This window comes from Magnetospirillum fulvum, assembly GCF_900108475.1.
GTDB classification, from domain to species: Bacteria; Pseudomonadota; Alphaproteobacteria; order Rhodospirillales; family Magnetospirillaceae; genus Phaeospirillum; species Phaeospirillum fulvum_A.
On the sequence record NZ_FNWO01000001.1, the window covers coordinates 362877 to 387673 of the forward strand.

General features: G+C 62.5%; 21 protein-coding genes. 4 read left to right on the plus strand and 17 right to left on the minus strand.

What is annotated here, in order from left to right; genetic code table 11:
* Positions 1 to 32: 32 nt before the first annotated feature.
* The 6 genes from ribB to rpiB are packed head-to-tail and all read right to left on the minus strand — an operon-like array spanning position 33 to position 5183.
* Positions 33 to 1181 (minus strand): 3,4-dihydroxy-2-butanone-4-phosphate synthase, encoded by a 1149-nt coding sequence (gene ribB, locus BLW40_RS01615; RefSeq protein WP_074764836.1) that lies wholly within the window; start codon positions 1179 to 1181, stop codon positions 33 to 35.
* Positions 1153 to 1746, minus strand: a complete 594-nt coding sequence (locus BLW40_RS01620; protein WP_074764838.1) for a riboflavin synthase — start codon at positions 1744 to 1746, stop codon at positions 1153 to 1155. The genes ribB and BLW40_RS01620 overlap by 29 nt, the downstream gene beginning before the upstream one ends.
* Positions 1747 to 1762: 16 nt before the next feature.
* Positions 1763 to 2839 carry a bifunctional diaminohydroxyphosphoribosylaminopyrimidine deaminase/5-amino-6-(5-phosphoribosylamino)uracil reductase RibD gene (ribD, locus tag BLW40_RS01625; protein ID WP_074765084.1) on the minus strand — a complete coding sequence of 359 codons (1077 nt, stop codon included), beginning with the start codon at positions 2837 to 2839 and terminating at the stop codon, positions 1763 to 1765.
* 31 nt (positions 2840 to 2870) lie between these two features.
* Positions 2871 to 3332, minus strand: coding sequence for a transcriptional regulator NrdR (gene nrdR / locus BLW40_RS01630; RefSeq protein ID WP_074764840.1), 462 nt, complete (start codon positions 3330 to 3332; stop codon positions 2871 to 2873).
* 60 nt (positions 3333 to 3392) lie between these two features.
* Positions 3393 to 4676, minus strand: a complete 1284-nt coding sequence (gene glyA, locus BLW40_RS01635) for a serine hydroxymethyltransferase (RefSeq protein WP_074764842.1) — start codon at positions 4674 to 4676, stop codon at positions 3393 to 3395.
* A gap of 57 nt (positions 4677 to 4733) precedes the next feature.
* On the minus strand, positions 4734 to 5183 hold the full coding sequence (rpiB, locus tag BLW40_RS01640; protein WP_074764844.1) for a ribose 5-phosphate isomerase B: 450 nt from the start codon (positions 5181 to 5183) through the stop codon (positions 4734 to 4736).
* A 332-nt stretch (positions 5184 to 5515) separates the two neighbouring features.
* On the opposite strand from rpiB, the gene BLW40_RS01645 reads away from it, so the two are divergent.
* Positions 5516 to 5977 carry a Ros/MucR family transcriptional regulator gene (locus BLW40_RS01645; protein ID WP_074765086.1) on the plus strand — a complete coding sequence of 154 codons (462 nt, stop codon included), beginning with the start codon at positions 5516 to 5518 and terminating at the stop codon, positions 5975 to 5977.
* A gap of 57 nt (positions 5978 to 6034) precedes the next feature.
* Here BLW40_RS01645 and BLW40_RS01650 read toward each other — a convergent pair whose 3' ends face one another.
* On the minus strand, positions 6035 to 6229 hold the full coding sequence (locus BLW40_RS01650) for a DUF6898 family protein (protein WP_074764845.1): 195 nt from the start codon (positions 6227 to 6229) through the stop codon (positions 6035 to 6037).
* Between the two features lie 536 nt (positions 6230 to 6765).
* On the opposite strand from BLW40_RS01650, the gene BLW40_RS01655 reads away from it, so the two are divergent.
* A complete protein-coding gene (locus BLW40_RS01655) occupies positions 6766 to 15405 on the plus strand; it encodes a glycoside hydrolase family 94 protein (protein WP_244511018.1) in 8640 nt (2879 codons plus the stop codon).
* 338 nt (positions 15406 to 15743) lie between these two features.
* Positions 15744 to 15893, plus strand: coding sequence for a hypothetical protein (locus BLW40_RS17570; protein WP_170834507.1), 150 nt, complete (start codon positions 15744 to 15746; stop codon positions 15891 to 15893).
* An 83-nt stretch (positions 15894 to 15976) separates the two neighbouring features.
* Here the strand turns inward: BLW40_RS17570 and BLW40_RS01665 are convergent, their stop codons facing one another.
* The 9 genes from BLW40_RS01665 to BLW40_RS01705 form a co-directional block, all read right to left on the minus strand.
* Positions 15977 to 16435 (minus strand): Hsp20 family protein, encoded by a 459-nt coding sequence (locus tag BLW40_RS01665; protein ID WP_074765090.1) that lies wholly within the window; start codon positions 16433 to 16435, stop codon positions 15977 to 15979.
* Between the two features lie 144 nt (positions 16436 to 16579).
* Positions 16580 to 17362 carry a response regulator gene (locus BLW40_RS01670; RefSeq protein ID WP_074764849.1) on the minus strand — a complete coding sequence of 261 codons (783 nt, stop codon included), beginning with the start codon at positions 17360 to 17362 and terminating at the stop codon, positions 16580 to 16582.
* A 73-nt stretch (positions 17363 to 17435) separates the two neighbouring features.
* The gene (locus tag BLW40_RS01675) at positions 17436 to 17858 is read right to left on the minus strand and encodes an RrF2 family transcriptional regulator (RefSeq protein WP_074765092.1); all 423 of its coding nucleotides are present in this window, start codon (positions 17856 to 17858) and stop codon (positions 17436 to 17438) included.
* A gap of 282 nt (positions 17859 to 18140) precedes the next feature.
* Positions 18141 to 18290 carry a DUF3096 domain-containing protein gene (locus BLW40_RS01680; protein ID WP_074764851.1) on the minus strand — a complete coding sequence of 50 codons (150 nt, stop codon included), beginning with the start codon at positions 18288 to 18290 and terminating at the stop codon, positions 18141 to 18143.
* Positions 18291 to 18602: 312 nt separating this feature from the next.
* Entirely contained in the window at positions 18603 to 18893 is a 291-nt protein-coding gene (locus BLW40_RS01685; RefSeq protein ID WP_074764853.1) for a hypothetical protein, read from the minus strand.
* Positions 18894 to 18920: 27 nt separating this feature from the next.
* Positions 18921 to 19238 (minus strand): BON domain-containing protein, encoded by a 318-nt coding sequence (locus BLW40_RS01690; RefSeq protein WP_170834508.1) that lies wholly within the window; start codon positions 19236 to 19238, stop codon positions 18921 to 18923.
* Between the two features lie 369 nt (positions 19239 to 19607).
* Positions 19608 to 20096: a hypothetical protein gene (locus BLW40_RS01695; RefSeq protein WP_074764857.1), complete on the minus strand. Its 489-nt coding sequence runs from the start codon at positions 20094 to 20096 to the stop codon at positions 19608 to 19610.
* A gap of 47 nt (positions 20097 to 20143) precedes the next feature.
* Positions 20144 to 21178, minus strand: coding sequence for a lipid A deacylase LpxR family protein (locus tag BLW40_RS01700; RefSeq protein ID WP_074764859.1), 1035 nt, complete (start codon positions 21176 to 21178; stop codon positions 20144 to 20146).
* Positions 21179 to 21320: 142 nt separating this feature from the next.
* Positions 21321 to 21491, minus strand: coding sequence for a CsbD family protein (locus BLW40_RS01705; RefSeq protein ID WP_074764861.1), 171 nt, complete (start codon positions 21489 to 21491; stop codon positions 21321 to 21323).
* 476 nt (positions 21492 to 21967) lie between these two features.
* Between BLW40_RS01705 and BLW40_RS01710 the strand changes: the two genes are divergently transcribed.
* Entirely contained in the window at positions 21968 to 22552 is a 585-nt protein-coding gene (locus BLW40_RS01710) for a PqiC family protein (RefSeq protein ID WP_139305452.1), read from the plus strand.
* A 34-nt stretch (positions 22553 to 22586) separates the two neighbouring features.
* Here the strand turns inward: BLW40_RS01710 and BLW40_RS17840 are convergent, their stop codons facing one another.
* Positions 22587 to 24614 carry a 3'-5' exonuclease gene (locus tag BLW40_RS17840; protein ID WP_244511019.1) on the minus strand — a complete coding sequence of 676 codons (2028 nt, stop codon included), beginning with the start codon at positions 24612 to 24614 and terminating at the stop codon, positions 22587 to 22589.
* Positions 24615 to 24797: the final 183 nt, after the last annotated feature.

Consider the following 24797-nt stretch of genomic DNA (forward strand, 5'->3'; position numbering starts at 1 on the left):
CCTCCTTGTCTTGAGCCTCGGTCGGCAGGGTCTCAACCGATCGAGATCGGCCGCTGTTCGACCACCTTCAGGCCGTATCCGTCCAACCCGACGATGCAGCGCCGCGTGTTGGACAGCAGAATCATTTCGTGGACGCCAAGATCGAGCAGGATCTGAGCGCCCACGCCGTAATCGCGCAATTCCGGCGCGGGCTGGCGGCCTTCGAGCTGGGCGCGGATCCGCTCGGACAGGCTGTTCGGGCGCGGCTCGCGCACCAGGACCACCGCCCCGCTGCCATGCGCCGCAATCATTTCCATCGCGGAATGAAGCTCGCCCGCCTTGCCCGACCCCTGGTCGCCCAGCACGTCGTCCAACACGTTAACGGCATGGACCCGCACCATCACCGGACGGTCGGGAACGATGTCGCCTTTGACCAGGGCGATATGCTCGGCGTAATCGACGGTGTTGACATACACCAGCATCCGCCAGTCGCCGCCCCAGGTCGAGTGGAACGGCGATTCGAGCGAGCGCTCGACGGTGCGTTCGTTACGGCGCCGATACGAGATCAGGTCGGCGATGGTGCCGATCCGCACCCCATGATACTGGGCGAACTGGACCAGATCGGGCAGCCGCGCCATCGTGCCGTCGTCGTTCATGATCTCGCAGATCACGCCGGACGGGTTCAGCCCGGCCAGACGCGAGATATCGACCGCCGCCTCGGTATGACCGGCGCGGACCAGCACGCCGCCTTCGCGCGCCACCAGCGGGAAGATGTGGCCGGGCGAAACGATGTCGCCCGCCCCCAGCGCCGGGTCGATCGCCACCTCGATGGTGCGGGCGCGGTCGGCGGCGGAGATGCCGGTGGTGACCCCGTCGCGCGCTTCGATCGAAACGGTGAAGGCGGTCTGGAGCCGCGAGCGATTGTCCGAATTCATCAGCTTGAGGCCGAGATGGTCGATCCGCTCACGAGTCATGGCCAGACAGACCAATCCCCGGCAATGCTTCACCATGAAATTGATCGATTCGGCGGTGGCGAATTGCGCCGGAACGATCAGATCGCCTTCATTTTCACGATCTTCGTCATCGATCAGGATGAACATCCGGCCTTGCCGAGCATCCTCGACAATGTCCTCGATGTTCGACAGATAATCACGATATGCCGAAACCACGGAGCTAATCCCTTTGCAGCAGGCGCGCAACATAGCGCGCAAGCATGTCGATTTCCAGATTGACCGAATCCCCCGGCCGGTACAGACCGAAGGTTGTCACCGATTGGGTATGGGGGATGATATTGACCCCGAAGCGGTCGCCTTCAACCTCGTTGACGGTCAGCGAGACACCGTCCAGCGCCACCGAGCCCTTCGACGCGATGAAGCACGACAAGGCGGACGGCGTCTCGAACACGAAGCGCATCGACTGGCCGTCGGGACGGATGTCGGCGACGCGGGCGACGCCATCGACATGGCCCGACACGATGTGGCCGCCCATTTCGTCGCCCATCTTGAGCGAGCGTTCAAGATTGACCCGGCTGCCGGTGACCCACCCGCCCAGGGTGGTCTTCGACAGGGTCTCGCCCGAGACCTCGACGGCATGCCAGTCCGGGCCGGTTTCGACCACGGTCAGGCAGACGCCGTTATGGGCGATCGACGCGCCGATGGCGATGCCTGCGGAATCGAAACCGCTGGTAATTTCAAAGCGGGTCTCGCGGCCCTCGCCGCGAACCACCCGCCTCACCTCGCCAAGCGCGGTGACGATGCCGGTGAACATGGGTCCGTCCTTCGTGTTAGATGCGGGAATAGGTTTCCATCAGGTCGTCGCCGATCGCCCTGACGTCAACTCGGCCAAAGCGCGGCGTCTGCGACAGACGATCGACGCCAAAGCCGACCAGCGCGGCCAGACCGTCGCCGCCGACGATCCGAGCGGCGCGGAACCAGATCAGCCGATCGACCAGATCGGCCCGCACCAGCGCGGCGGCAAGATGCGCGCCACCCTCGACCAGAATCCGGGTCAGCCCGGCCGAGCCCAGCGCCGCCAGCGCCGCAGCGGGATCGACCGCGCCATCGGGACCGGGCGGGCATTCGAACAGTTCGATCCCGGCGGCGGCGAAGGCGCGGGCACGGTTGCGCTCGCCCCCGGCCAGGGTCACCACCCAGGTCGGCACATCGTCGGCAGTGGCGGCAAGACGGTGGGTCAGCGGCATCCGCAAGCGGCCGTCGAACACGATCCGCACCGGCGAGCGGGAGCTTAAGCCGGGCAGACGGCAGGTCAATTCGGGATCGTCGGCCAGCGCGGTGCCGCTGCCGATCATCACCGCGTCGTTCTCGGCCCGCAGCAGATGGGCGTGGGCGCGGGCGGCGGGACCGGTGATCCAGCGGCTTTCGCCGGTATGGGTGGCGATGCGGCCGTCCAGCGTGCTGGCCAGCTTCAGCGTCACCAGCGGACGTCCCCGCTCGATCCGGGAGAGGAACCCGGCGTTGAGGTCGCGGGCTTCGGCCTCCAGCACACCTTCGACGACGGTCACCCCGGCGCGGCGGAGGATGTCGATGCCACGGCCCGACACACGGGGATCGGGATCGCGTAAGGCCGACACCACCCGGACAATTCCCGCCGCGATCAGCGCCTCGGCACAGGGCGGCGTCTTGCCATGATGGGCACAGGGCTCCAGGGTGACATAGGCGGTACCGCCACGGGCCGCGTCGCCCGCCATCGCCAACGCCTCGGTCTCGGCGTGGGGGCGTCCCCCGGCAGCGGTGCAGCCCCGGCCGACGACGCGGTCGCCAGCGACAATGATGCAGCCGACGGCGGGATTGGGCCACACTTCGCCCAGACCGCGCCGGGCCAGGGCCAGCGCGGCGCGCATGTGGGCGCGGTCGGTCTCGGCCCGATCGGGCTCAGTCGGCGGGTGGGCCAATCATCTTCCCCAGGAATTCCTCGAAGTCCTTGGCTTCGCGGAAATTGCGATACACCGAGGCGTAGCGGACATAGGCGACCTTGTCGAGGTCCATCAACACCTCCATCACCAGTTCGCCGATGAATTTGGAGGGGACTTCGTTCTCGCCGATGCTTTCCAACCGGCGATGAATGCCGTTGACGATCCGCTCGATCTGATCCTCATCGACCGGACGCTTGCGCAGAGCGATCCCGATCGAGCGGAGCAGCTTGTCACGGTCGAAGGGAACCCGGTCGCCATCCTTCTTGATCACCACCAGATCGCGGATCTGCACCCGTTCAAAGGTGGTGAAACGCGACCCGCAGGCCGGACAGGAGCGACGGCGGCGGATTGCTGAATTATCCTCGGTTGGGCGGGAATCCTTTACCTGAGTGTCGTCGTGTCCACAAAACGGGCAACGCATGGGATTCTCCGCGCAAGGCTGGGCGGGAGCCGGATGGCCCCCGCCCGATGTCAGGACAGATCAGCTATAGATCGGGAAACGACGGCACAGCGCCGTCACTTCGGCACGCGCCCGCCCCTCGGCGTCCGCATTGTTGTCGGGGTTCAGCGCCAGACCGTCGAGCACGTCGCCGATCAGTTCACCGACCTGACGGAACTCTTCGATGCCAAAGCCGCGGGTGGTCGCCGCCGGGGTGCCGAGCCGCACGCCCGAGGTGATCATCGGCTTTTCCGGGTCGAAGGGAATGCCGTTCTTGTTGCAGGTCATCCCTGCCCGCTCCAGGCTGGCTTCGGCCGCCTTGCCGGTCAGCTTCTTCGGACGCAGATCGACCAGCATCAGGTGCGAATCGGTACCGCCCGAGACGATGTCGAGGCCGCGACGGACCAGGGTGTCGGCCAGAACGCGGGCGTTATCGACAACCTGACGGGCATACAGCTTGAACTCGGGGGTCAGCGCCTCGCCGAACGCGACCGCCTTGGCCGCGATCACATGCATCAGCGGGCCACCCTGGATGCCGGGGAAGATCGCCGAATTGATCTTCTTGCCCAGTTCGGCATCGTTGGACAGGATCATGCCGCCGCGCGGGCCGCGCAGGGTCTTGTGGGTCGTGGTCGTGACGACATGGGCGTGGGGCAGCGGGTTGGGATAGGCACCACCGGCGACCAGACCGGCGAAGTGGGCCATATCGACCATGAAATAGGCCCCGACCTCGTCGGCGATGGCGCGGAAGCGGGCGAAGTCGATCTCACGCGGATAGGCCGAGCCACCGGCGATAATCAGCTTCGGCCGATGGGTGCGAGCCAGCGCCTCGACCTCGGAATAATCGATCTGGGCGTCTTGCTGGCGCACGCCGTACTGCACCGCCTTGAACCACTTGCCCGACTGGTTGGGACCGGCCCCGTGGGTGAGGTGACCGCCCGCGGCCAGCGACATCCCCATGATGGTGTCGCCCGGCTGGACCAGGGCCATGAACACGCCCTGATTGGCCTGCGAGCCGGAATTGGGCTGGACGTTGGCATAGGTGCAGCCGAACAGGGCACAGGCGCGCTCGATCGCCAGACGCTCGACGACATCGACAAACTCGCAGCCGCCGTAATACCGCTTACCGGGATAGCCTTCGGCGTACTTGTTGGTCAGGACGGTCCCCTGAGCCTCGAGAACGGCGCGGGAAACGATGTTTTCCGAGGCGATCAGTTCGATCTGCCCCTGCTGGCGCTCAAGCTCATGAGCGACGGCGGCGGCGATAGCGGGATCGCTGCTGGCCAGGGAAGCGGAAAAGAAAGCGGAGGGGGAAAGGCTGGACATCGGTTCTCTTTCGAGCAGAAGAAGGTTTGGACGCGGGAACGAACGGAATCGCGGAGACTATTTCTCGCCGTATTCGGACAGCATCGCCACCCGGCGAGCATGACGGCCACCTTCGAACGGAGTCTCCAGGAAAATCTTCAGACAGTCGCGGGCGATTTCGGGGCCGATCGCCCGTCCGCCCAGCACCAGGACGTTGGCGTCATTGTGCTGGCGGCACATCCTTGCCCCATAGCCATCATGGACCAGGGCGGCGCGGATATGGGCATGGCGGTTGGCGGCGATCGAAATACCGATGCCCGAACCGCAGATCAAGAGGCCGAAATCGGCCTCGCCCGCCTTCAGGGCGCGGGCCAGTTTCAGCGCGAATTCGGGATAATCGACCGAGGCGGGACCGTCGGTGCCGAGGTCGAGACCGCGCCAGCCGAGACCGGCCAGATCAGCCGACAGCAGCGTCTTCAACTCGACGCCGCCATGGTCCGAAGCGAGAGCGAGGGTGCGCTGGGTCATGGAACCGATCCTGACAATCCTATGGATTGGGCTAGATACCATATGTCGCAACGATTTGCCAATGCGCCACCAGCCGCTGGGGAATGCGCGGGGGTGGGGGCTGGCGGCCCCGGAATTGTCCGCGTCGGACTCCGCCACACTTCCGCCGCAATAGAAACATCAAAACGGACAGAGACTCTGACCAATTCTCAGTTAGGCGGAGTCGCCATTACTGAATGAGAGGCACATCATAAGAATTCGTTACTCGTACCCAACAGTTTCGAATTGACATAAGTGGAACATCATGCATTCAATGGCATCAACGTACCAACGATATCTGGTTGGATAAAAAGATGAGCGACACAAGCCAGGAAAAGACCAATCGCGATGATCTGCTGCGCATGGCCGTCGACGTGGTCGCGGCCTATGTCGGCAAGAACCCGGTCCCGGCTGGACAATTGCCGGACCTCATCAATACCGTGTATGGCTCGCTATCCTCTCTCGACGGCGGCCAGCCCGAAGCAAAGCCGGAAACGCCAAAGCCCGCGATCGCGATCAAGCGCTCGGTAACGCCCGATTACATCATCTGCCTTGAGGACGGGAAGAAGCTGAAGATGCTGAAGCGGCATCTTCGCACCACCTACAACATCACCCCGGACGAATACCGGGCTAAATGGGGCCTTCCCCCCGATTACCCGATGGTCGCCCCCAATTACGCCGCCCAGCGGTCCGACTTCGCCAAGAAGATCGGGCTGGGCCGCAAGGCCGCCGAACCGGTTGACGACACCCCGCCAGCCCGCCGCGGACGTCGCTGACCCATTTCGCTTTCGAGCCGTCGAAAACCCCGGAGCCCGGCTTGGCTCCGGGGTTTTTCATGCCTTTTCCGCCGCCTTCTTGGCCAGAACGTATTCCAGCCGCCGCAACGCCTGGGTCCGCAGCATCGTCTCGCCCGCATTGACCGGGCCGGAAATCGAAATCTCGGTCATCGAGGGAACGTGAAACGCCGTGACCTTGACCAGAGTGCCGACCCGGCGAAACTCGAACAGAACCTCTCCGGAAACACTCATCGCGGCACTCCTTCTGCCCGTCCCGGCACTGCCGGAGCGATGACACCGAGATACTCCAATCTCTCGACGAAAACGATCCCTGATCTTGCCGCCGCGTAAGGGGTGTCACGAGTCGGTTATGGACGTGAGATCCCCGGAGATGGTGCCGCAACACCCCCTGCGCCTCATCCACCTCCTTGAGCTTATCCAGATTAAATTTTATGGGAACGCTTTAATTTAATCACCAAGGCGCGACCAATGTGGTCTACAGTTAAGCCTAGATGGATAATGTTTTTGAAATTGCCCGCAAAACATAGCCATTAAATTCGGCAGATTTACTTTTTTAATGGCACAGATTTCTGCGTATTTATACTCACTCTGGTCTAACTTCACTCGACGAAGCTTGCCCTTCTGAAGCGAGCGGCATGGTTTTGCACAACCGCCACCATGCCAGATATCCCGCCGATGAAATGATGGGTCATTTCAGGACGAGACGATGATGTCTCCTACGCCGGGCGGGATCACGAAATGCCCAATGGTTAAGGATGACAATGTTGGTGCGAACACCCTTCTTTGCTCGATCGATCTCTCTGCTGTCCCGGGTGCTGGGGCGGGCGCCGCCGCCATCGCCTTGGGATGGCGGCATGCCGATCCGCGAGGAATTGTTCGGCGTCGAGCGCATGGAGCAACATGCCCGCAGTCTGGCGAACGCCCAGACCGTCACCGAGCGGCTGATTCCGGGGCATCCGCTGGCGGAGCGGCTGGCCGAAAACGGGGCGGTCCTGCTGGCCGCCTATCGCGGCATGGTGGCGGTGATCGAAGAAGGCGGGGCAATCACCCCGGCGGCGGAATGGCTGATCGACAATTATTTCGTCATCGAGCGCCAGATCCGCGAAATCCTATCCAACCTTCCCCCCGGATATTACCGGCAATTGCCCAAACTGGCCGGGGGACCGTTCGCCGGGTATCCCCGGGTGTTCGGGATGACCTGGGCCTACGTCGCCCATGGCGACAGCCGGTTCGATCCGGCCATGCTGATCCGCTATGTGCGGGCCTATCAAGACATTCAGCCGCTGACGATCGGCGAATTGTGGGCGGTCTCGACTACGCTCAGAATCGTTCTGATCGAGAATCTGCGGCGGGTCGCACAGCAGATTCTCGAAGATCGCAGCGCGCGTCAGCAGGCCAACGATCTGGCCGACCGCTTGTTGGACGCGACCGGGCACGACGTCAAGCCGGTCGAGACGATTCTACCCCAGAACGAGGGCACCCGGCTTGCCGAAGCCTTCGCGGTGCAACTTGTCCACCGGCTACGCGACCAGGACCCCCGCATCACCCCGGCGCTGACCTGGCTCGACCAGCGTCTGGCCGAACAGGGCATGACGGTCGAGTCCGTGGTGCATGACGGTCACCGCCGCCTGGGTGCCGCCAATGTCACGGTCCGCAACATCATCACCTCGCTGCGGCTGATCGCCGACGTCGATTGGAACGAGATCGTCGAGAGCGTCAGCCTGGTCGATGATGCCCTGGCCGCCGATGGCGATTTCCGCCTGATGAATTTCTCGACCCGCAATCTCTATCGCAGTGCAATCGAGGATCTGGCGCGCCGGTCGGGATGGAAGGAACTCGACGTCACCCACGCCGCGATCCAGACCGCCCAATCTCAGAGCGAGCCCGCGCCCGACGATCAGATGGAACGGCGGGGCGACCCCGGCTACCATCTTCTCGCCGGGGGACGCTTTGCCTTCGAGGCGAAAATCGGTTATCGCCCGCCGTGGCGGCGATGGCCGGCCCGGCTGATCCGTATCTTTGGCATCGGTGGCTATGCCGCTGCCACCGGAACGGTCGCGTTACTGCTGCTGGCCCTGCCGCTGCTGCTGCTCGACCTGTCGGGTTACTCACTCGAAAGCCTTACCCTGCTCGCCCTGGTCGGTCTGATCCCGGCCGTCGATGCGGCGGTGGCCCTGGTCAATCGCGCTGTCACGTTCGGATTCGGGGCGATTCTGCTGCCGGGATTGGAGTTGGAGCACGGCGTTCCGGCGTCGCTGCGAACGATCGTCGTCGTACCGACCCTGCTGACCTCGGCGAAGTCGATCGAAGAGCAGGTCGAACGGTTGGAAGTCCACCATCTCGCCAGTCCCGACGGCGAGCTTTACTACGCCCTGCTGTCGGACTGGGCCGATGCCGCGACCGAGCATGCCGAAGGCGACGACGTCTTGTTAAACGTCGCGATCGCGGGAATCGAGCGCCTCAACCGGTGTCATCCGCCGACGGCCAGCGGCCCCCGCTTCCTGTTGTTCCACCGCCGCCGGGTCTGGAACGAAAGCAACGGACAATGGATGGGCTGGGAGCGCAAGCGCGGCAAGCTGCATGAACTCAATCGGGCGCTGCGCGGTGCCACCGACACCACCTTTATCGTCCCCGGCGCAGAATCCGCTCCACCGCCGCCCGATATCCGCTATGTCATCACCCTGGATTCCGACACCCGGTTACCACGCGACAGCGCGCGACGTCTGATCGGAAAAATGGCCCATCCGCTCAACCGTCCGCGTTTCGACGCCGACACCGGGCGGGTGGTCGAAGGCTATGCCCTGCTGCAACCCCGGGTGACGCCGTCCCTGCCGGTCGGCCTTGAAGGCTCGCCCTTCCAGCGCATCTTTTCCAGCCTGAGCGGGATCAATCCCTATGTCGCGGCGGTGTCCGACGTCTATCAGGATCTGTTCGGCGAAGGGTCCTATGTCGGCAAGGGCATCTATGACCTCGATGCGTTCGAGGCGGCTCTGGCCGGGCGGGTGCCGGATTCGACGCTGCTCAGCCACGATTTGTTCGAAGGCGTGTTCGCCCGCGCCGGGCTGGCCTCCGATATCGAGGTGGTCGAGGAGTTTCCAGCCCGCTACGACGTCGATGCCCTGCGCCACCATCGCTGGGCTCGCGGCGACTGGCAGTTGCTGCCCTGGATTCTGGGAATCGCCCTGATGCCAGCCGGACGCGACCGCAAAGTCGATCTGCTTCCCGCGATCGGGCGCTGGAAGATGCTCGACAATCTTCGCGGTACCCTGTCGGCACCAGCAACGATTCTGGCCCTGCTGGCCGGATGGACGCTGTCATTCGACGCCGCCCTGATCTGGACCGGATTCGTCTTGGCGACGATCGTCGTGCCGACCCTGATCCCAGTGGTCGCCGCGATCCCGCCCCGTCGCCCCGGCATTACGCTGGCCAGTCATCTGCGGACCCTCGGCCGCGAGTTTCGTCTTGCCCTGGCTTTGTCGGGCCTGATCGTCACCTTCCGCGCCCATCAGGCTTGGTTGATGAGCGACGCGATCATCCGAACCCTGTGGCGGCTGTTCGTCTCCCGCAAACATCTGCTCGAATGGGTGACGGCGGCGCAATCCTCGGTCGCCCCCCGGCCCGGCCGCCTGTGCACCCTGCGTCGGATGGCGGGCGGGCCGACGATCGCCGTCGCGACGATGGGCGGTGCCGTTCTGCTCGGCCATGGCTCGTGGATGATCGCAGGCCCGATCGCGGCGCTGTGGCTGGTCTCGCCGCTGGTGGCGCAATGGGTCAGCCGGTCGCCCTCGGTCGCCGGTCGGATGGCGATTACGGAGTCCGAGGCCCACACCCTGAGGCTGACGGCGCGACGGACCTGGCGCTACTTCGAATGCTACGTCACCGCCGCCGACCATTGGCTGCCCCCGGACAATTTCCAGGAAGACCCTTCGCCGGTGCTGGCGCGGCGGACCTCGCCGACCAATCTCGGGCTATACCTGCTGTCGGTGGCCAGCGCGCGCGATTTCGGCTGGATCGGGACCGACGAGGCCGCAAGACGTCTGGAGACGACGCTGGCGACGATGAACGCGCTGACGCGCTTTCGCGGCCATTTCTATAATTGGTACGATACGGGCGATCTGCGCCCGCTCGACCCCAAATACGTTTCCTCGGTCGATAGCGGCAATCTCGCCGGTCACCTGATCACCCTGGCCAATGCCTGCCGGGAATGGCGATCGCGGTCGATCGACCCGACATTGCGCCTCGCCGGACTGGCCGACGCGCTTGATCTGGCCCATGAAACGGCGGCCAGCCTGCGCGACGGCCCCTGGACCCAGACGGTGACATGGCGTCAGTTCGACGACGCGCTGGCGGCCATCGTCACCGAATTGCGCCACGGCGCAACCGACCTCGACGGGTTCGCCCGGCTCTTGCCGCGACTGGCCAACGAAGCCGAGACGATGCAAGACATCGCCCGCGCCCTGGTGACCGACCGCGACGGCGCGGGCGAGGCCGATCTGCTGTTCTGGGTCCAGGCCAGCCTCGACGCGATTGAGAGCCACCGCCGCGATCTCGGGATGGGCTCGGCGGCAACGATCGCCACCCGACTTGCCGCAGTGGAAGAAACCGCCCGGTCGATGGCGTTGGCGATGGATTTCGGCTTTCTGCTCGATCGCCAACGGATGCTGCTGTCGATCGGCTATCTGCTGCCGGAAGGCACTCTCGACACCAATTGTTACGATCTGCTGGCGTCGGAGGCCCGGTTGGCCAGCTTTTTCGCGATCGCCAAAGGTGATATTCCCGCCCGGCACTGGTTCCATCTTGGCCGCACCGTGACACCAGTCGCCCACAGCGCCGCTCTGGTGTCGTGGTCGGGCTCGATGTTCGAATATCTGATGCCCTCGCTGGTGATGCGGGCTCCGGCCGGAAGCCTGATCGAACAGACCAGTCGCCTCGTGGTCCGCCGCCAGATCGATTATGCCGCCGGGCAGGATCTGCCATGGGGAATCTCGGAATCCGCCTATAACGCCCGCGACCTCGATCTGACCTATCAATATTCCAATTTCGGCATTCCCGGCCTGGGGCTGAAGCGCGGTCTCGGCAAAAACCGGGTCGTCGCCCCCTATGCCACCATGCTGGCGACGATGGTCGATCCCGGCGCCGCCGTGGTCAATCTGGCCCGGCTGGAACGGCTGGGGGCGCGGGGCCGCTTCGGCTTTTACGAGGCGCTCGACTTCACGCCGTCCCGGCTGCCCGAGGGCGAGCAGGTTACAATCGTTCGCGCCTATATGGCTCATCACCAGGGAATGAGCATCGTCGCCATCGCCGACACCCTGTTCGACGGGACAATGCGGACACGGTTTCACGCCGAGCCGATTATCCAGGCGACCGAATTGCTGTTGCAGGAACGGATGCCGCGCGACGTGTCGGTGGCGCATCCGTGGGCAGCGGAGGTCAATTCCGTCGCGCCTCTCGACAATGCCTTGTTGGGCGGGCGGAGCGTCGCCTATGCCCATCAGGCGACTCCGGCCACCCTTCTGCTTTCGAACGGCCACCTCACCACGATGATAACCGCGTCGGGATCGGGCCAGATCCGCTGGGACGAGCTTGCCGTCACCCGCTGGCGCGAGGATTCCACCTGCGACGATTGCGGCTCCTATGTCTTCCTCCGCGACGTCCGCAGCAATCTTGTCTGGTCGGCCGGGTTACAGCCGAGCGGAACCGAGCCGGACCAATCCGAAATCGCGTTTCACGAGGATCGAGCCGAATTCTCCCGCCACGACGGCTCGCTCTCGACGACGATGACCGTGCTGGTTTCCGCCGAGGACAATTCCGAGGTGCGCCGGATCTCGATCGTCAATAGCGGCCCCCGGATGCACGAGATCGAAATCACGTCCTATGCCGAGTTGGCGCTGGCGCCCCAGGCCGCCGATATCGCCCACCCGGCCTTTTCCAAACTGTTCGTCGAGACCGAATATCTCGCTTCCGCCGGTGTTCTGCTCGCCACCCGGCGCAGACGGGGACCGGAGGAAGCGGAGGTCTGGGCCGCCCATCTTGCCGTGATCGAAAAGGGCGCCGTCGGCGCGCAGACGTATGAAACCGACCGGGCCAGATTTATCGGCCGGGGACAAACGATCCGCACCGCGCTCGGCGTGTTCGATGGCCGCCCGCTGACCAACAGCGTCGGGATTGTGCTCGATCCGATCTTCTCGCTGCGGCGCCGGGTCCGGGTTGCGCCGGGCGAAACGGTGCGGATCGCGTTCTGGACCATGGTCGCCGCCAGTCGTGCCGACGTGCTCGATTGCGTCGATAAGCATCGCGACAGCACCGCCTTTACCCGCGCGGCAACGCTGGCCTGGACCCAGGCGCAGGTGCAGCTTCACCATCTCGGCATCACCGCCGCCGAAGCCAGTCTGTTCCAGCGTCTGGCCGGACATTTGATTCATGTTGCGCCGACCCTGCGCCCGTCGTCCGACGTCATCCGGCGCGGCACGGGGGCTCAGGCGGGATTGTGGCCGCAGGGAATTTCCGGCGACTTGCCGATCATCTTGCTGCGCATCACCGAAACCGACACGATCGGCCTCGCCCGCGAAATCCTGCTGGCGCATGAATATTGGCGGATGAAGCGGCTGGCCGTCGATCTGGTGATCCTGAACGAACATTCGGCCTCGTATATCCAGGACCTCCAGACCGCGTTGGACTCCCTGGTCCGCGCCAGCCAACCGCGCCACCACGGCGAAAGCGAAGCCGCCTCGCCCGGCCGGGTCTTCGTGTTGCGGGCCGATTTGATCCCGGCCGCGACCAAGGCGCTGCTGCTCGCGGTGGCGCGGGTGGTTCTGTCCGCCCAACGCGGCAGCCTGTTCGAACAGCTCGACCGCCGCGCGGAAATCCGCGATCCGGGCAAACCGCGCTCGTCCCGACCCGTTCCGCTGCTCCCAGCCAGACTGTTTGCCCCGGCGAAATCCGCCACGCCCGGAGCACGGACCACACCGCCACCCGGCCTCGAATTCTTCAACGGTCTGGGCGGATTCGCAAAAGAAGGAACAGAATATGTAACGACGCTGGGACCGGGGCAATCGACTCCGGCCCCCTGGATCAACGTCGTTGCCAACCCGTCCTTCGGCTTTCTGGCTTCGGTCGAGGGTGGCGGCCATACATGGTCGATCAACAGCCGCGAGAACCAGTTAACCCCCTGGTCGAACGACCCGGTCAGCGACCGTCCGGGCGAGGTCATCTATCTTCGCGACGAAGAAAGTGGCGCAGTCTGGAGTCCGACCGCGCTGCCGATCCGCGACGAAACCGCGACCTATATCGCCCGCCATGGCCGGGGATACAGCGAATTCGAAGTGTCGCTGCACGGGATTACCGCCGATCTGGTCCAGACCGTCCCGCTCGACGATCCGGTCAAGATCTCGCGGCTGGTCCTGCGCAACCTGTCGGGCCACCCGCGTCGGCTCAGCGTAACCGCCTATGTCGAATGGGTTCTTGGCCCCTCGCGCGCGGCCTCGCTGCCGTTTATCGCCACCGAGATCGATCCCGTTACCGGCGCGATGCTGGCCCGCAATTCCTGGCGCACCGCCTTTGGCGAGCGCATCGCCTTCTTCGATCTCGGCGGACGCCAGACCGAATGGACCGGCGATCGCCGCGACTTCATCGGGCGGAACCGGGCCTTGTCGGCTCCGGCGGCGCTGACCGGATTCGGCCCGCTGTCGGGAAAGACCGGTGCCGGGCTCGACCCGTGCGGCGCGCTCCGCGTCACGGTCGATCTTGCCCCCGGTGCCAGCATCGAAATCGTCGCCCTGCTCGGCGAAGCCGCCGGCATCGAAGAGGTGCGCAGCCTGATCGCCCGCAGCCGCGCCGCCACCCCCGAAACCGTGCGAACGGCCGTCGCCGGGTTCTGGGACACTCTCTTGGGCGCGGTCCAAGTCAAAACGCCGGATCGGGCAATGGACATCATGCTCAACGGCTGGCTGCTCTATCAGACCGTCGCCTGCCGCCTGTGGGCGCGGTCGGGCTTTTATCAGGCCAGCGGCGCCTATGGTTTCCGCGATCAGCTCCAAGACGGAATGGCGCTGGCCGCGACACGTCCCGAGATAACCCGCGAGCATTTGCTGCGGGCGGCGGCGCGGCAATTCATCGAAGGCGATGTCCAGCATTGGTGGCTGCCCCATTCCGGCCAGGGCGTCCGTACCCGGATCTCGGACGACCGGGTCTGGCTTGCCGTCGCCGTCGGCCATTACGTCACGACCAGCGCCGACCGGGCGGTTCTCGATGTTCAAGTGCCCTTCCTCGAAGGTCCGCCCCTGGCTCCGGGAGCGCATGACAGCTTCTTCCACCCCACCTTGTCCGAACGCGCCGCACCGCTGTTCGAACATTGCGCTCTTGCCCTCGATTACAGTCTGTCGCTCGGCGTTCACGGTCTGCCGCTGATCGGCACCGGCGACTGGAACGACGGGATGAACCGCGTCGGCGAAGACGGACGAGGCGAAAGCGTCTGGCTGGGCTGGTTGCTCTATACCGCTCTTATCGCCTTCGCTCCCTTGGCCGAGGCGCGGGACGAAACCGTCCGTGCCGTCGCCTGGCGAGGCTATGCCGCCACCTTGCGCGCGTCGCTTGACCGCGAAGCCTGGGACGGCGGGTGGTATCTGCGCGGCTTCTTCGATGACGGCACCAAACTCGGCGCGGCCGAAAGTCAGGAATGCCGCATCGATTCGATCGCCCAATCCTGGGCGGTGCTGTCGGGCGCGGCCGATCCCGAGCGGGCCTCGACCGCGATGGTGGCGGTGGAGCGCGAGTTGATCCGGCCCACCGACCAACTCGCTCTGCTGTTCACGCCTCCGTTCGACCTCACCCCGCTTGATCCCGGCTACATCAAGGGCTATCCGCCCGGCATCCGCGAGAATGGCGGGCAATACACCCATGCCGCATTGTGGTCGGTGATGGCTTTCGCCGCGCTGGGCCAGGGCGACAAGGCGGCCGGTCTGTTCGCGCTGTTGAACCCGATCAACCACGCCCGCACCCGCGCCAGCCTGCAACGCTACAGACTCGAACCCTATGTCGTCGCCGCCGACATCTATGCCGTCTCGCCTCATGTCGGTCGCGGCGGGTGGAGTTGGTACAGCGGGTCGGCCGCCTGGATGCAGCGCGCCGGGATCGAAGCGATCCTGGGTCTGCGCCGCGAGGGCGAGCATCTCTGCCTCGATCCCTGCATCCCCCGGACCTGGAGCGGTTTTGGGGCGACATGGCTGCATGGCACAACCCGCTACGATATCCAGGTTGTCAATCCGAACGGGGTCGGCTGCGGCATCGCCAGTGCTCTTCTTGACGACGTCGCCATCGGGATGAGGCCGCTGCGGTTTCCTCTCCTCGACGATGGGGCCGTGCATCGGATCCTGGTCAGCCTCGGCTGCGACACAAAAATAAATAAATAATAATCTTAAGATTGACGATATTGTCTGTAATTATGAAAATATAAGTCGCATATTAATTGCGAGAAAACACATCGCTGAATCGGAAAAACCAATGGAAAGAGAAGAAAATGATCGACCCTTTTCCTCAAAGGACTTACTGACGCCTCCGATCGCGGTCCCCTTCATTCTCGCAATCGGCATTATCATCTGGACCATGATCAAGGATCGTCTGGGATAGCGTCTCGCCGACCCGCAGGATGGAGCGACGGACATGTCGCCTCGATACCCGCACCAAGACGACCCGACGCCCGGCCAGGACTAAAATCTCCGCCCCCCTCTCCGTTGACAGGATCATAGACATGGCCAAAGGACAAAAGCGCACCGGTCGCGAGCCCAAAAAGCCAAAGACGGCGGTGAAGGCGGTCGCGCCCCCTCCGTCGCTGTTCGACGCGAGCCGACTGCCCGCCAAGAAGGGCTTCGAGAAGACTCCCAAAGCGTCGCGCGCCTGAGCGGATCAATGCCGAGGGATATAGCGGCACCTCTGCCCGGCTTGTTCCGCAGGCCAGGGACAGAGGTGCCGCCCGACGGCGGGTTACGCCGCCTGAGTTTCGATCAGCTGCGGCTCGGCCGGAGTCTCGATCTTGATCGTCCGGGGCTTCATCGCCTCGGGGATCTCGCGGACCAGATCGACCGACAGCATCCCGTTGACCAGCGACGCCTGATCGACCCGGATATGGTCGGCCAGTTCGAAGCGGCGCTCGAACGAGCGACCGGCGATGCCGCGGTGCAGATACTGAGCCTGCGGCTCTTCCTTGCGGGCCTTGCCGGCGATCAGCAGGCTGTTGCCCTTCGCCGTCAGCTCAAGATCGTTTTCGCCGAACCCGGCAACCGCCATCGTGATGCGGTAACGATCCTCGCCCAGCTTCTCGATGTTGTAGGGAGGATAGGACAGCGCCGCGTCGTCGATGCGCGTCGCGGCATCCAGCACCCGGTTGAGATGGTCGAACCCAACGGTGGACCGGAACAGGGGGGAAAGATCGAAGGTACGCATGGCCAGTTCTCCTTTGCGAAGCAACCAGATCGGGACGGTGCCGTCGGCACCGCCGCGTCGGCCCCAAGATCGGCGACCGCGCATCTTTGATTTAGGGGCGCAGCCAAAATCGTCAAGGGGAGGAGAAACAGGAAAATCAGTCGCTCAGGTGATGTCGAACCGGGCCAGGGTTTCCGCCAGATCGTCGGAGAATTGGGGGCCTTTGCGCACCAGGGCGGCTCGCGGCGGCAAACCTTTCAGCTTGGGACTGCCCCACTCGTAGCTGGTCAGCACGGCATAGGGAATGCTTTCGGTCGCAGGCATCGCCGCCAAGGCGCAGCCGAGATCGGTCCCGGTCAACAGCCCCAGTTCCATCGCCGCCAGCACCATGTCGGGACGGGTCCGCACCACCGTTTCGACCGCGGCAAAAGCGTCGCGGACGACCGAGGTGCGATAGCCGCAATTGGCCAATTCGCGCTCGACGATCCGGGCCATCGCCTTTTCCGGCAGAACCAGCAGGATTTCGACGTTCTTCTTCTCGATCTTGCCGAAATCGACATCGGAGGAGCGTTTGGCGGGCAAGGCACGGACCACCGCCGGAGCGTCGGCCTCATCGACCGCCTCGCCATCGGCCAGCTTTTCGATCCGGTCGATAAAGACCTGAATCTCGTCGATCTCGGAATCGCCCAGCCCCTTCAACTCGCCGACATATTCGTCAAGACGATGAGTGACCAGCTTGATCATCGGCAGGTTCAGGCCGTGGGCGTGGCTGCGCAGATTGCTCGCCTCGCGCTTCAAGGTGGCCAGTCCCTCGGTCAGAGGGACGCTGCGCGAGCGCAGATTGCCGAGCAAAACCTGGAGCTGGCTGGCGGTATCGCGCAGTTCGTCGAGGAATTCGTTGATGACCCTGAGTTCGTTTTCGTTATCGGCGCCGGTGAAGGTGGACATCGGGGGGGAACCTCCAGGGTCTGTAATCTTTCCAGAGATACACCGAATCGCGTTCGAGCGGAACTACCAGACGCTATTGCGCCGCCTCCCGTTCGCGCTCAAGCATGTCGGCCAGAGTATACCGATCGAGTTCGTGGAAGAAGGCGTCAAGTCCAGCCGACAAGGCGCGGTTGGCAAGGCAATGCCCTTCCAGCAGGCAGCCCTCCTCACTGTCGCACCGCATGCAACGGACCAGGGCGAAATCTTCCTCGGTGGCGCGGATGAACTCGCCCAGACGGACTTGGTCCGGCCGCTTCAGCAGCCGGACTCCGCCATGCTTGCCCCGGACGGTTTCCAGATACCCGACCCGCCCCAGGTGATGGACCACTTTGGTCAGATGATTCTTCGATATGCCGTGGCATTCGGCAATCTCGGTGATCGTCACCAGATCGCCGTCGCGCATTCCGACATGGATCATCACTCTAAGCGCGTAATCGGTGTGCAAGGTAAGGCGCATGGCCCCGCTTTCTGCGTCGTGGAATTGCGGCGCCATGCTGGAGGAATGTCAGAGCCCGGTCAAGCCGTCGAACCGGAGTTTTTGCCCAGAGCCTGTTGATTTTTAACGCGAGGCGGACATCCTGTCCCAGGCCGCGCCGCGTGAAACGGGTCGCGACCTGGCGAGAGAATGAGGACATTCTGAATTCGGAACAATCTCAAGGTGTGTCTGGCCGCGCGGGTCGGCCTTGGCGGAATCGCCTCGATCATTCGGACGACGACCCGATGCCGTCACCGATCACACCTACGAGATCAGGCGTTGCGAAATTCCGATCAGACCAATGACGATCAGATAGATCGCGACGATATAATTCAGCAATCCTGGACTAATCAGAATCACAACTCCAGCCACCAAAGCGATGATCGGCTCTACTGGGATTGCCTGAATATTCATGGATATCACCCCAGATAGACGTGTTGATTCGGAAAGATGTATCGGAGATATTTTGCACGATTAAGCGGCAAAATAAGCCACCGTTGACGGCGGTATTTTTGATCGCTTACAACCGACCGCACAAGCCGCCACGCCTGACTCCGATAATCGGAAACACAATAGACGTTACGACGATAACCACTATTTCGAAAAACATGGCCAAGCTCCTTTTGGTAAAGAGTAATTCAGCTGACGGGATTACAATTCGATAATTATCTTAGATTTTCCCGTATTCATATTTCCAGCCCGTGGCCACCCAAACGGCAAACGCCGTCAATTCCCCTCAACCATGACAAGACCCTGAGGGGATAAAGCAATATGGACGACCTTCCCGTCCTTGAGAGCCCATCCATGCCAGAAATTGTCACACCCCTTCTTGAGGTCGCGAATGTTTTCAAAGCCCGCTTTTTTCATTTTCAGCCGAGCTGACTGTATTGTGGATCCGTCGATTTTATCCCCGCCAAGGCATTCAGACGCATCAGCAGGCGCCGATATCTGAAGGACGCCCCAGGCAAAGACACACGACAGAGCCACCGCCATTAGGGAGAGGTTGATTATCTTCATTGCTGCGGCCCGCCTTTTTAAAAACGGCTATCTCACAATAATATTGTTTCTTACCGAACGAACCCCATCAACATTTCTCGCGATTTCTCCAGCACGCTCCTTGGCCCTGGCCGAATCGACAAATCCGCTCAACTGAACGATATCCTGCATTGTCTCCACATTAATCTGAGAAGACTTCAACGACGCATCGTTCACGATTTGTGCATTGACCTTGGTTGTGACCGTCGCATCATCCACATATTCGCCGGCGGTTTCACGGCCCGAAAAAACGGTACAGCCCGCGATAACGCCCGATACGGCAAATACCATCAAGGCCCTGCCGACATATCGATATCTGGTATTCATGATCTTTCCTTTAGCTATCTAGAGCGCATTCCACTCAAACGAAGTCAGAATGAAATGCGCGACAAGCCCGAGCGGCGCTTGAGCCACGCTAGCCCCGGAGGGGCTGCGGCCTTCGGCAAAATCCTAGAGCCGATTCCATTTGAATGGAAAAGGCTCTAGAATAGCGATCAGATCCATCTCCCCCACATCAGAAGACATCTATCCTGAATATGGGATGTCAGCCAAATGAAGTAAAAGAGACGGAATATACTCACGAGAATTACAGATGCCCGAGTGGCGCGTCTGCGCCGCCGTCTCGCCTCTCTGCCTTGGCGCGGGCATCTGCCGGTTTAGCCGTCTGCCGCCAGAGGCGGCATCACGGCCCCTGGATCAATGCGGTACGCACTGAAACGTAATGGTGCGAAGCCCGCTGGCACTGGTGCCGATGGTGGAGATAACCTGCTCGGCCCCATTGCTCAGGCAATAGCTCTGCGCACTTCGCGACGCATCGACCAACTCCTGGTCAGAGCGGAAGCTGTAGATCAGGTTAGGATTGTAGGTCTGAGGAGAAACCGGCAGCGGAACCGGGACTATCGCGACACGGACACATTCGAAAACGACGGTCTTGCTGCCATCCGGATCGGTGGAAAACATCTTGGCCCGCGGCACGGACTGATAGGGCGTGCAATAGGACGCCGCGCTCTGGTTGGCCTGGACCAGATCCTGGTCGGCGGAATAGCGATAGGTCACGTTCGGCAGATTCGATTGCACCTGTTGCGGCGCGGTCGCAACCGGAGCACACGAGGCCACCAGCATTCCGACCATGATCGTCGTCGCCAGCGGGATCAATCCCCGCACCTGAGAGGTAAAGGCAATCATCAGACGATCCTTTCCTAGAGAGAGAAACCCGCCGGACGGAATCCGCATCACAGCGCGAACGAGAGCGATGCGGTTCCGATGACGTCGGGCGTGGGCTGGTTGTCGTATTCGCGCGTGCGGCGAACCGCACTGAACACGGCCTGGATGTCGTTCGACCAGAACAGGGACAACCCGGCCTGGAGATCTCCGACAAACAGCTTCTTATCGACGCTTGGCCCGGAGCGGAACGTATTGCCGTCAAGAAAGATGTTCCGCCCGACGATCCGGCCCTGCGTCCCGGCAAAGACATAGAACCCGAAATTGCCGTCGAGGTGATCGGCGTCGAAATAGTCGGTGCCCGACAAAGCGGGGCGGATGCGCGCCGGGCCGTAATCGGCCTGGAGGTTTCGACCGAACCGGATCATTCCGCCCGCAGCCCCATAGGTGGCAACGGTACCGATCGTCGCCCCCGCTTGCGGCACAATATCGAAACTAAGACCGGCGGCACTGAACAGAGGCACCCGCCAAAGCCGCTCATAGCTGACCATCCCCGCCAGCTCATTGCGAAGCTGGTAGCTCCAGCCATGAGCCGGAGCGGCTCCAATGAACTGATGGAAATCGTTCTGGGCCTGCTTGCCCAAGGCTCCCGGTCCGACCAGGCCGATCGTCACTTCGAGGTGATCGAGCGTGCTGCGGTTGGTTTCCTGAAGCAAACTGACCCCCACATAGGCCCAGCCGGCATAGGGGCGATCCGTCGGATCGGGCGTCGTCGTTGTCTTGTCGGTTGGCGTGAAGATGCTCTGCCCGACAAACATCGCGTAGCGACGGGACCGATCCCCCGCCTTCGGGGCGGATGAAAAGAGCGGCGCCAAGGCACCGACGAAATCGAACGGACCGTTCCAGGCACTGTTCGATGCGATGTCGGGAGAGAGGAAACTCAGCCGCAGCCCCTGCGTAAAGTGCTTGTCAGACGTATCGTAGAGAGAATCGTTCTCCTCCAGCAGACTCAACCGGCCAAACTCGTCGGCCTTGGCATCAATAGGAAGAGAGACGCCAATCGCCGCGATTGATCCGATCGCCACCGAAAATAACTTTCGCGACATAGCCACCCCACGTCATTGATAATATTAACTATTATAAAATAAATAATTACCCTAAAAAACTCCCATGCCGGCGGAGAGGGGCGCCAGCATGGGGTATAAATAACCAGGAATAGAGGGGATATCCCTGGACTTGGGCATATTATTACTTCTTCAAAGCATCTTTCAGCCCACCGATGCTATTCTGAACCTTTCCGTCGGCCTCGTCCTTCATGCCGTCGGCACAAAGCTTGCTGTCACCAAGAATCCGACCGGTCACCTGCTCGATCGCACCCTTGACCTGTTTGGCCGATCCGACAATGCGGTCTCTATTCATGACTCTCCCTTTTCTTAACTGGGCAACTACATCTTGCCCGTTTCAATTATTTTCTGACGTAGCATTGCCGATTTCATTGGGCGATAGATAGTATCGGAATGTACTCACGCCTCGATTAATACTTAGAGCAGAAGCCATAAGAATTCCGTCGAAGGACGTTCGGCACGATCCGGCACTCAATGTAGGATCACATCAAACTCAACCTCGAATCAGACGGACATCCTCATTCGAGGATGACAATCTTGAAATAGGTGAATATTTACATTCAAATAATATTGACGAAGGGAGTATATTCCGTAGCTTGATTTTAGTCAATAAATTACTAAACTTAGTTTTATTGGCAGCGAAGCAGACCAAATCTAGCTCCAGAGATTGGACGCCTCGAACAAGGCCGGGTGCCTCGTCGCTGCACAAAGCGGCACCGCAGTCTGCCATCAGGGCCAAAGCGCACTTCAGTTAGGGAAGGACACAAGCCGTTGACCCGTTTCTCCCGGCGATGGCTGGCGATTGCGGCGGTGATGGGAAGCTTGGCGCTGGCGGGATGCGGCCTGCACCCTCCCCCCCGAACATTTGTGATTGGCGACCCGCCGCCATCTAATCCGGCTCGGCATTCCCAGACCGGATTTGCCACCATCGAACTGAAAAAAGTAACGGTGCCGGATTATCTCGATTCGACCGATATCCTTCGCCGCATCGGTCCCCACGAACTGACCCCCAGCCCAAGCGGACGGTGGGGAGAACGCCTTTCGCTCGGGCTGACCGATGCCCTGACCGCCGCCGTGTCACGGCAATTGCCCAACCGCATGGTGACGAACCACCCGATCGCCGCGCCCTTGTGGCGCATCGCCGTCGATGTCGAGCGGATTGATATCCATGACACGATTTGCGTTCTGTCGGCGCGTTGGTCGATCACCGGACAGGAGAACGCGAAGAAATCCTCCTGGGAACACGCCACCTTCAGCGAGAGCGCTGCGACGATGGACGATCCGGCGATCGCTGCCGCGATGACCAAAATCGTCAACGATCTGGCCGATCGGATCGTCGCCGAGCTTTACCGCTGACCGACCGCCCCATGGCCTCGGTCCATTGCGAGGATCACAACACCCGCTGGCGGTCGTGCAGAATGCGGATGATGTCCAGGGTCTTGACCGCTTGGTCCAGGGTGACGATCCCGCGCCCTTCCAGGGCGTCGATCTGGCACAGCAGCACCGCCGCCGTCACCATCGCGTCGCCCAGCGCGGTGTGGCGGTCGGTGATAACGATCCCATAGCGCTCGCAGATCACGTCGAGCGAATGGCCCGCTTCCGGCCCGTCGAGATAGCTGGACAGAATCATCGTGTCGAGCACCGGATTATCGAAACTGAGCCCGATCGCCCGCTCGTTCATCCGCAGGAATTTAAGGTCAAAGGCGGCGTTGTGGGCGACCAGGACCGAATCCGCGATATAGGCGCGAAATTGCGGCAACACCACCTCGGCGGGCGGCTTGTCCTTGACCGTCGCGTCGGTGATGCCGTGAAAGCGGATCGATTCAACTGGAATCGGCCGTCCGGGATTGACGACGCGGTTAAAGCTTTCCCCCGACAGAATGCGTCCATTGACGATCCGCACCCCGGCGATCGAGACGATTCGGTCGCCCTGGGATGGTTGCAGGCCGGTTGTCTCGGTGTCGAACACGACGAAACTGAGCGATTTCAGCGGTCGTGATCCCAACGCGCCGGTCTCGCGAGCTTGCTCCAGCAAAGCAAGATCGTGGAATTCCGGTCGGGCCGGCAGGGCCGGACGGTCGTGCCGCCGCTGCTCGATCGCCTTGGGAACGGGCAGACGGACGGCACCACCGCTGTGGGTCCGACGCATGTCCGGTGTCGCTCCGGCATGGTGGAGCAGCACGTCGCGCAGGGTGATCCCTCCCAGCGCCGACAGCGGCCGCCCCAGCCAACGCTCCAGATCGGCAAGCTCGATCATTTCGCCGACCCAACTGAATTCGACCCAGCCCGCCTCTTCGTCGGCCCCGGCGGACAGATCGACCGCAGCGATGCCCACCTGCTCGGCGGTGCGGCGGACCAGCGTTTCGATCGCGAGGACCAGCGAGTGCGAGTCGCCGTGCAGCCACACCGGCAACCCGATCACGGTGGCGGAAATATCGCCGTTCAGGCGCGAACAGACGAACGACAACAATTCGGTCGAGACGATATCGGCCATCGGCCACCACGAGGACAACAGGCGGTCATAGCCTTCGGTCAGTCGCCGCACCGAGCGGCTGACGTCGAGGCAATCGCGGTGCGTCTGGGGGGCCTCGCTGGCGGCGGCGGCGATCCGGGCCAGCGGAGCCTCGATCGTCTGGGCCGCCTCGCGCAGCAACTCGGCCCGCCCGGCCAGCCCGGCCAATTGCGGGGCGGCATCGACCAGGGTGACGACATAGCCGGTCACCGGACCGGCGCCGGTGCGGACCAGGCTCATCCGGGCCTGGAACAGCATCCGGTCATCGACCGTCCCGGCCAGAAATGGAACACCCCGGGCCGACCGGTCGAGATGGCCGCACAGACGGTCGAAGATGTGAACCACCGGCTCGCGCGACAAGGTCTCGAACAGCGAACGCCCCAGCCCCAATTCGGCGGTGGCGCGGAGTTGGTCGAAGGCGACTTCGTTATACAGCACCAATTGATGCCGCTGATTGCAGACCAGAACGCCTTCGTGCAGATCGTTGAGGATCGCCGCCAGCCGGTTGGAATTTTCCTCGGACCGGCGGGTGGCGGCCGACAAACCGGCGGCCAGGTCCGACCTGGCCCGAACCATCCGGGCACAAATCTCGTTAACCGCCTCGGGCAGGGGCGAAATCATCGCGAAGCGTTCGGGATCAATACCGGACCGCTCACCGCCATAGGCGATCGCCCGCACCTCGGCCGCCATCTTGCAGATGCTCCGCATCACCAGAAAGTCGATGATTTTCCAAGATACCGCGAACAGGGTGGCGGCCCCGGCCAGCGTGACCAGAATCAGCGCGGTGAAGGATTCGGAAACCAGCGGGCCGCGCGACAGCATCGCCCCCGCGGTGACGATCACCACGACATTGACGGCAAAAGCCGCTGCAAGCCAAGGAAAGGGGCCCCGCCACTTGACCGGCACCGACAGCGTCTCCTCGTAACGATGGCGAACGAAATCTCTGTTCTTCTATCACGCCGATTACAGACGGCGGCGTCAACCCCGTTGATAACCGCGAACCGGGTCTTCGCCCTATCTCCGAACCGCATAGATAAACGGATTCATGGACATATCTATCGACTTCGTCTCGATGAATGCTATAGATTC